Origin of the sequence: Synechococcus sp. H55.8, assembly GCF_047462375.1 — a bacterium.
Classification (GTDB): Bacteria; Cyanobacteriota; Cyanobacteriia; order Thermostichales; family Thermostichaceae; genus Thermostichus.
Genome location: NZ_JANSJC010000018.1, coordinates 24,159 through 30,158, shown reverse-complemented (window position 1 = coordinate 30,158; position 6,000 = coordinate 24,159). Strand labels below are relative to the sequence as shown.

At 60.1% G+C, this 6,000-nt stretch carries 2 protein-coding genes and 1 pseudogene; 2 read left to right on the top strand and 1 reads right to left on the bottom strand.

What is annotated here, in order from left to right; translation table 11 throughout:
• Positions 1 to 2,877, bottom strand: a pseudogene (locus NW862_RS08825) (type II secretion system protein); the annotation flags it as partial.
• A gap of 237 nt (positions 2,878 to 3,114) precedes the next feature.
• On the opposite strand from NW862_RS08825, the gene NW862_RS08820 reads away from it, so the two are divergent.
• A complete protein-coding gene (locus tag NW862_RS08820) occupies positions 3,115 to 4,893 on the top strand; it encodes a flavin reductase (protein ID WP_414335357.1) in 1,779 nt (592 codons plus the stop codon).
• Between the two features lie 50 nt (positions 4,894 to 4,943).
• Positions 4,944 to 5,894, top strand: a complete 951-nt coding sequence (locus tag NW862_RS08815; protein WP_414427101.1) for a DUF726 domain-containing protein — start codon at positions 4,944 to 4,946, stop codon at positions 5,892 to 5,894.
• The last annotated feature ends 106 nt before the right edge of the window (positions 5,895 to 6,000 follow it).

Sequence of the window (6,000 nt, the reverse complement as noted above, 5' to 3'; positions counted from 1 at the left end):
GAAGTTGGTCAAAGGCGGGCGGGCAATGGCATCCTCCCGCACCGCATCTTCCCGGAAGGCGTAGAAAATACCCCCTTCGCGGCCTTCTTGCACGCCGGCAGGCAGCCAAGTATCTCCGTTAATCAAGCCGTTGGCCTGACCATTGGCGTTGTTGGTCAAAAGGGCCAGGTCGATGTTGAGGGCCCGCACCGCCATTGCCTCGCGGCCATCGTAAAACACCGAATCTTTGAAGGGCACGCGATGGCACTGGTCGCCGACCTGGATCAGCTCCATCTGGTTGCTGTTGGGGTGGTTGCCACCGAGTAGGGTGCTGCTGGGGCAAGTGGCAGTGGCACGGGGCAAACGCCAGTCGTTGATGGTGGAGCGAGGCCGAAGAGCCACTTGCTCGAGGTCGGTTACTGCCTGGTAGGTGGCAGCCGGCAGCCAGGAGTAGGCGCCTCGCCGCTCGCTCTCTATGGGATCCGCCTGGCCAAAGTCGCTGGTGGGGAAGATGTAGCGCAGCGGCAGGTAGAAGCGGTTGCGCTCAAGGGCATCCAGGTTGCCTTCACGGCTGGCTCTGATGTCATCCCAAAGGATCTGAGCTGCTGGATCCCCGGCGTTGGCAGCCGCCTCAATCCGCAGAATGTTGTCGGCCAGCATGCCCAGCATGCAACCCGCCGTCTGCAGCGTGGTTTGATCCGCCAAGCTAAGGTTGTTCGGGTTGTTGATGATTCGCCGCAGCTCGGAGAAGTTGCCAAAGGCAGTGATGAACGGATCTGGGTGGATGCGGCCCGCCTCCTGCCTGGGCGGATAGGCTCCGTCGGGGTCGCCGGCAAAATTGGCCAGGTTGGTCAGCGCCGTCCACAGGGCTGTGCCAGGCCGCAGCCGCTCTTGCATCGGCGCAGGGTCATATTCCCAGACGTTGGTGCCCTCGCCGGTGAAGAAGTTGATGCCCAGTTGGTTGGTCTGATCGCCGGCGGGGAAGGTGGAAGCCCGCCGCAAGCTCCAGGGAGTGCCGGGGTGAGCCACCGTGGCCAGGCAGGCGATGGGGAAGCGCCCATCTTGGTGGCTGTGGTGGTAAACCGCCGTGGCCTGCACCGCCGCCGGGTTATCCCGCAGGGTCAAGCGTTGCCGCGCCTCGTTGCTGATGAAAATGGCCTGTAGCTTAGTGGGATCATTGGGATCGCCCCCTGGCACCAACGGCAGCGGCAAAGAGTCGGTGCGGGTCAGCTCCAGGCGCTGCCCCACGATCACCCGCAGGCCTTCCACGCGGGCCCGTCGCTCCCAGTAGCCATCCAGCCCCACCTCGGAGAGTGCGCCCGGCGGCGGCTCGTCGGCCGTGAGGGATTCGCCCAGCTCATTTTTGGCCTCAGACGGGATTGTGTCACCTGCCCTGGCGTTGAACTTTTCGGCAAAGGTGGGCACGTTGCAGCCATTCTGCGGGTCAGGCGTCACGGGCGGACGTTCGTAGCTGGCCTTGGGCCCAAAGCGGTTGTCGGCCCGATAGACATCGTCCACGTAGGGAGGGCAGACCTGGTCGGAACCGGACTGAAAACCGCCGGCCTTGATCCGTCCGGGGTTGGGATCCTTTTTGGCGTTGAGGGGAGAAGCCGCCCATCCCGCTGCATCTGCGGCATAGGATCCGCGGGTGCGGATGCGGCCGAAAAGATAGAGCTCCAGCGGATCCAGGGCCACACTCTCCGGCTCTACTCCGTTTTGCACCGAGTCAAAGTTCAGGTTGTTTAGCCGGGCCAACACACTCGGCGCTACGTCTTGCTGGCCAGAGTGAACATCGAAAATCAGGGTATCGCTCACCTGCTGGCCGGCGTAGCCAATAGCCCCTGCCACCAGCTCTCCGAAGGCGGTAATCTCCGAGTTATCTACAGGCATGTAGAAGCAGGATTGCTCCGAGCTGATGGTGAAAGCCCGGAACAAGTTGTTGGGGGCATAGCGGAAGAAAAGGCTGCCGCCGGCGTAGATGGCGCCGTTCCAGTTGTAGCCGGGGGTGAAGAAAAACTCTAGGTCGCCGCGGCTGAAGGCCCCCCACTTGTTGAGGAGATCCCGCTTCCGATCCTGCTGGAACTGCAAAGCCGAGATGGCGCGGGTGGTGGAGTCGGCGCCTTGAATGGGCAAAGTGACGGCAAAGACCTGGAAAGGCTTGTACAGCGCCGATCCCACCTGGAACCAGTCTCCCACGTTGGGGTTGGCGGTCTGCTCGGCGGGGTTGTCGGTACAAGCGCCCAGAGCCGACCCTTGCAGAGGGCCACTGCGGATCATCAGGCGCCGCGCCCGCTCCGTATCCGTTAGCCGGCTATCCTCAAAGCCGGCACTGGCAGCCCGACGGGTGTTGAGAATGGTGTAGACAGTTACGGAGTCGTTGACGCCGTTGTTGTCGGTGTCCACCAAAAACCACCAGGCCGGCGCCCGTACCGGCACAGGCAGGGTTTGCCCGGGGTTGTTGGGATCCTCCACCTCGATGTTGGTTGTAATTTCGAACTGGGTTTCATCGGGGAGGATGTAGGGCTCGTTCTCATCCCGCGGGAGCAGCCCTCCCGCCCCGTCGTTAATCAAGGCCGCGGCAAGTTGGGCATCAGTAGGGGTGCCGGCGGGCAGGCGGGGATCCCGCACCAGGTAGTCGATCTTGGCCCGCGCCCGGTCGATGGCGGCGTTGAGTTGTCGGCTAACCGTCTGCCCCGCTCGTTCCACCTGGGTTTGGATGTTGCGCTGGGTGGAGCGGGTGAGCAGGCCCACCGTTACCAAGCTCAACACCAGCACAATCAAGATGGCGACCGGTAGAACAAAGCCACGCTCGCGGATCCTGCGCCGATCCACCGGGATCTTCAGAGAGCCAAGCAGACGCAGGGCAAGTTTGAGCAACAGCGGGGAAGGAGCAGGCATGGCCGTATCTCAGATAACGGGGAAAAGAGGGAGCACCTGTGCGAGTGCCAAGATAGCAACAGTATGCAAGGGATCCCGAGTTTCAGACATCCCCACCTCTGGGGGGAAGCGCCAGCTTGTTCATGCTGTATTTGCTTTTGGTTAAGCCAACCCGCAGCCTCCCGCAACTCTGAAAGGGGATCCCCAGTCCTTCAGCTTCGTGGCAAGCTGAAGACAGATGCCGCATCGGAGGCTGCTATGGAGAGTAGGATCCCCGCCCGTGATGTCCAAGTGGCCCATATCGGCCCGTCCACGTTGGTTCTCCGCTCCCGCACCTGGGATCGCTTGAAGTTTGAGCTGGAATATGCCCGGCAACGGGGCACCACCGCCAACAGCTACCTCATCCAGGCCCGCCAAACCCTTCTCATCGATCCGCCGGGGGAATCGTTCACCAACATCTTTCTGGAGGAGCTGGCCCAGCACCAATACCTGCAGCGGTTGGACTTTATTTTGCTCAGCCACGTCAACTTTAACCGCATTGCTACCCTCAAAGCCCTATTGCCTCTGGCTCCCTATGCAACGGTGCTCTGCTCCAAGCCGGGATCCATCACGCTGCGGGCCGCCTTTGAAGAGATGGATCCCGTGCCCCGCAGCCGCGACGAAGAAGAGGCAGCCGATCTGGGCATTACCTACAATGGCGACCAGTCTTTCCGCCTGCGGGTGCTCCGCGACGGGGATCGCCTGGATTTGGGGGAAGGGCATGAGCTGCACGTTCGCACCGTGCCCACGCCCCGCCACCCGGATGCCCTTTGTACCTACGACCCGGCCACCGGGATCCTGTTCACCGACAAGCTGTTTGGCGCCCATGTCTGCGACGAGCAGGTGTTTGACGAGCATTGGCGGCAGCTCAGCGAAGACCGCCGCTACTACTTCGACTGTTTGCACCGCAACCAATTGCCCCAGGTGAAGGCGGCCCTGGCTAAGTTGGAGGAGTTTCCCGCCCAAATCTACGCCCCTGCCCACGGCCCCTTGGTGCGCCACAGCCTGCGGCGGCTGCGCTTGGATTACCACGCTTGGTGCGAGGAGGATCCTGGCGAGCAGCGGGTGGCATTGCTCTTCACCTCGGCTTATGGGAATACAGGCATGATGGCTGTAGCCCTAGCTCAGGGGCTGGAACAGTCTGGGGTTACGGTGGAGCGAATTAACTGCGAATGGGCCACCCCTGACGAGATCGCCCAGGCCCTGGAGCGCTGTCAAGGGTTCATCATCGGATCCCCCACCTTGGCCGGCCATCCCCCTGTCCAGATCCAAACGGTTTTGGGCATCATCCTCTCCTCGGTTCCCACCAGCAAGTTGGCGGGGGTTTTTGGCTCCTACGGCTGGAGCGGCGAAGCGGTGGATCTCATCGAGAGCAAGTTGCTCAATGCCGGCTTTTCTTTGGGGTTTGAGACGATCCGCGCCAAGTTTAAGCCCACCCCTGCAATCCTACAAACTTGCCAAGAGGCGGGATCCCAGTTTGCCCAGGCGCTGCGCAAGGCCAAGCGAGCGCGTGCCCCCCGCCAAACCAGCAGCGAAACCCAGGCGGATCGGGTGGGACAGGCCTTGAGCCGGGTGGTGGGATCCCTCTGTGTGGTGACCGCCCTGCAAGATGGGATCCCGCGCGGCTTTCTCACCTCGTCGGTGGCCCAGGCCAGCTTCAACCCCCCCGGCCTAACCCTTTCTGTAACCAGGGACAGCGAGGCGGAACTGCTTATCCATCCCCAAGCGACCTTTGTGCTTAACATCTTGCGGGAGGGCAAAGGCAGCAGCCTGCAGCGACACTTTCAGCGGCCCCAGCGTCCTGGCGAAGACCGCTTTGCCGGCCTGGCCACGGCCACTGCCGAAAATGGCTGCCCGGTTCTATTGGATGCCCTGGCCTACCTAGAGTGCTGTGTCAAGACCTGGATGGAGTGTGGCGATCGCTACCTGGTCTATGCCGAGGTGGAACGGGGCAAAGTCCTGGATCCCACGGGGGTTACCGCCATGCGGCGCGGGTAAGATAGTACTAGTATTTTGCTGGTCTCAGCGCTCAGGGGGTGCCATTGACCATGCAAGACATTCTTGAGGGGGTCTTCAAAGGTTTTGCCCAGATTGGCGGAAAAGTTGTAGAGACCGCCTTTGATATAGGCAAGGTTACCGGGTCAGTTATTGGTACAGGTATCGAGACCACCCAAAAAGCCGGAGGAATTCTTCTTGGCACGGGTCAAACCACTTTCCAAGTCAGCCAGAAAGTTACAGAAATTGTTGTTGACTGGACTATCGAAGAGGTTACTCACCGTAGGCCTTATTTGATCCGTATTGAACCCTCCCTGGGTTGGGACGAGGCCCTAGTTTTCATCAACGGTTTCCTTAGCGAAGGTGAAACCCAACCTTGGGAAAAAAGACTGTTGTGGGAGACGCTTCGACGTGCCGGATGGCAGGGATCCCTGTACTACCTCTGGTGGGATGCTTCCAGTCCTGTAAGCTTGACTTTATCTGCCCTGAAGCTTGGGGTAGGACTACTTGCCCACTGGGAAGCCCACAAAGCAAAGGCCAAAGAAGTGGGACTGAAGTACGCCTATCCCCTGCTCTCTGCTTTGCCGGAAAGGCAGATTACCCTGATGGGGTTTTCCTTGGGGGCAAGGGTAGCCTACTACATCATGCGCGGTTGGCCCCAGACTGCAGATCGGCGTCTTAAAGATGTTATCTTGCTCAGCGGTGCTGTTAGGAGGCAGGCCGATAAGAACTGGAGTCTACATATAGAAAATATCACCGGAAAGTTGGTGAATATCTACAACGAAGACGATTGGGTTCTGGCCTACGTCTTCAAAGCCCCTTCCCTCAACCGCAGCCCCTGTGGGATCAAGCCAATTAGAGAGTTTCACCCCAGAATTGAAAACCTCAATGCCACTCACCTAATCGGTTCAGGAGAGCATAGCTGTAAAGCCTATCTGCCTCACTTGGAGTTTCTTCTGGAGCAAAAGCTGGACTGGAAAGCGCGCAGCAGCCGTTTGTTATAGGTCATGTTGATTTTTGACATTGAAGCCAGAAGAGAGCGGCGGCAACTGTAGAGAAAGGTGTTGATCTCCAACTCTCCTCTCCCCTTGTGGGAGAGGGGGGGCGAAT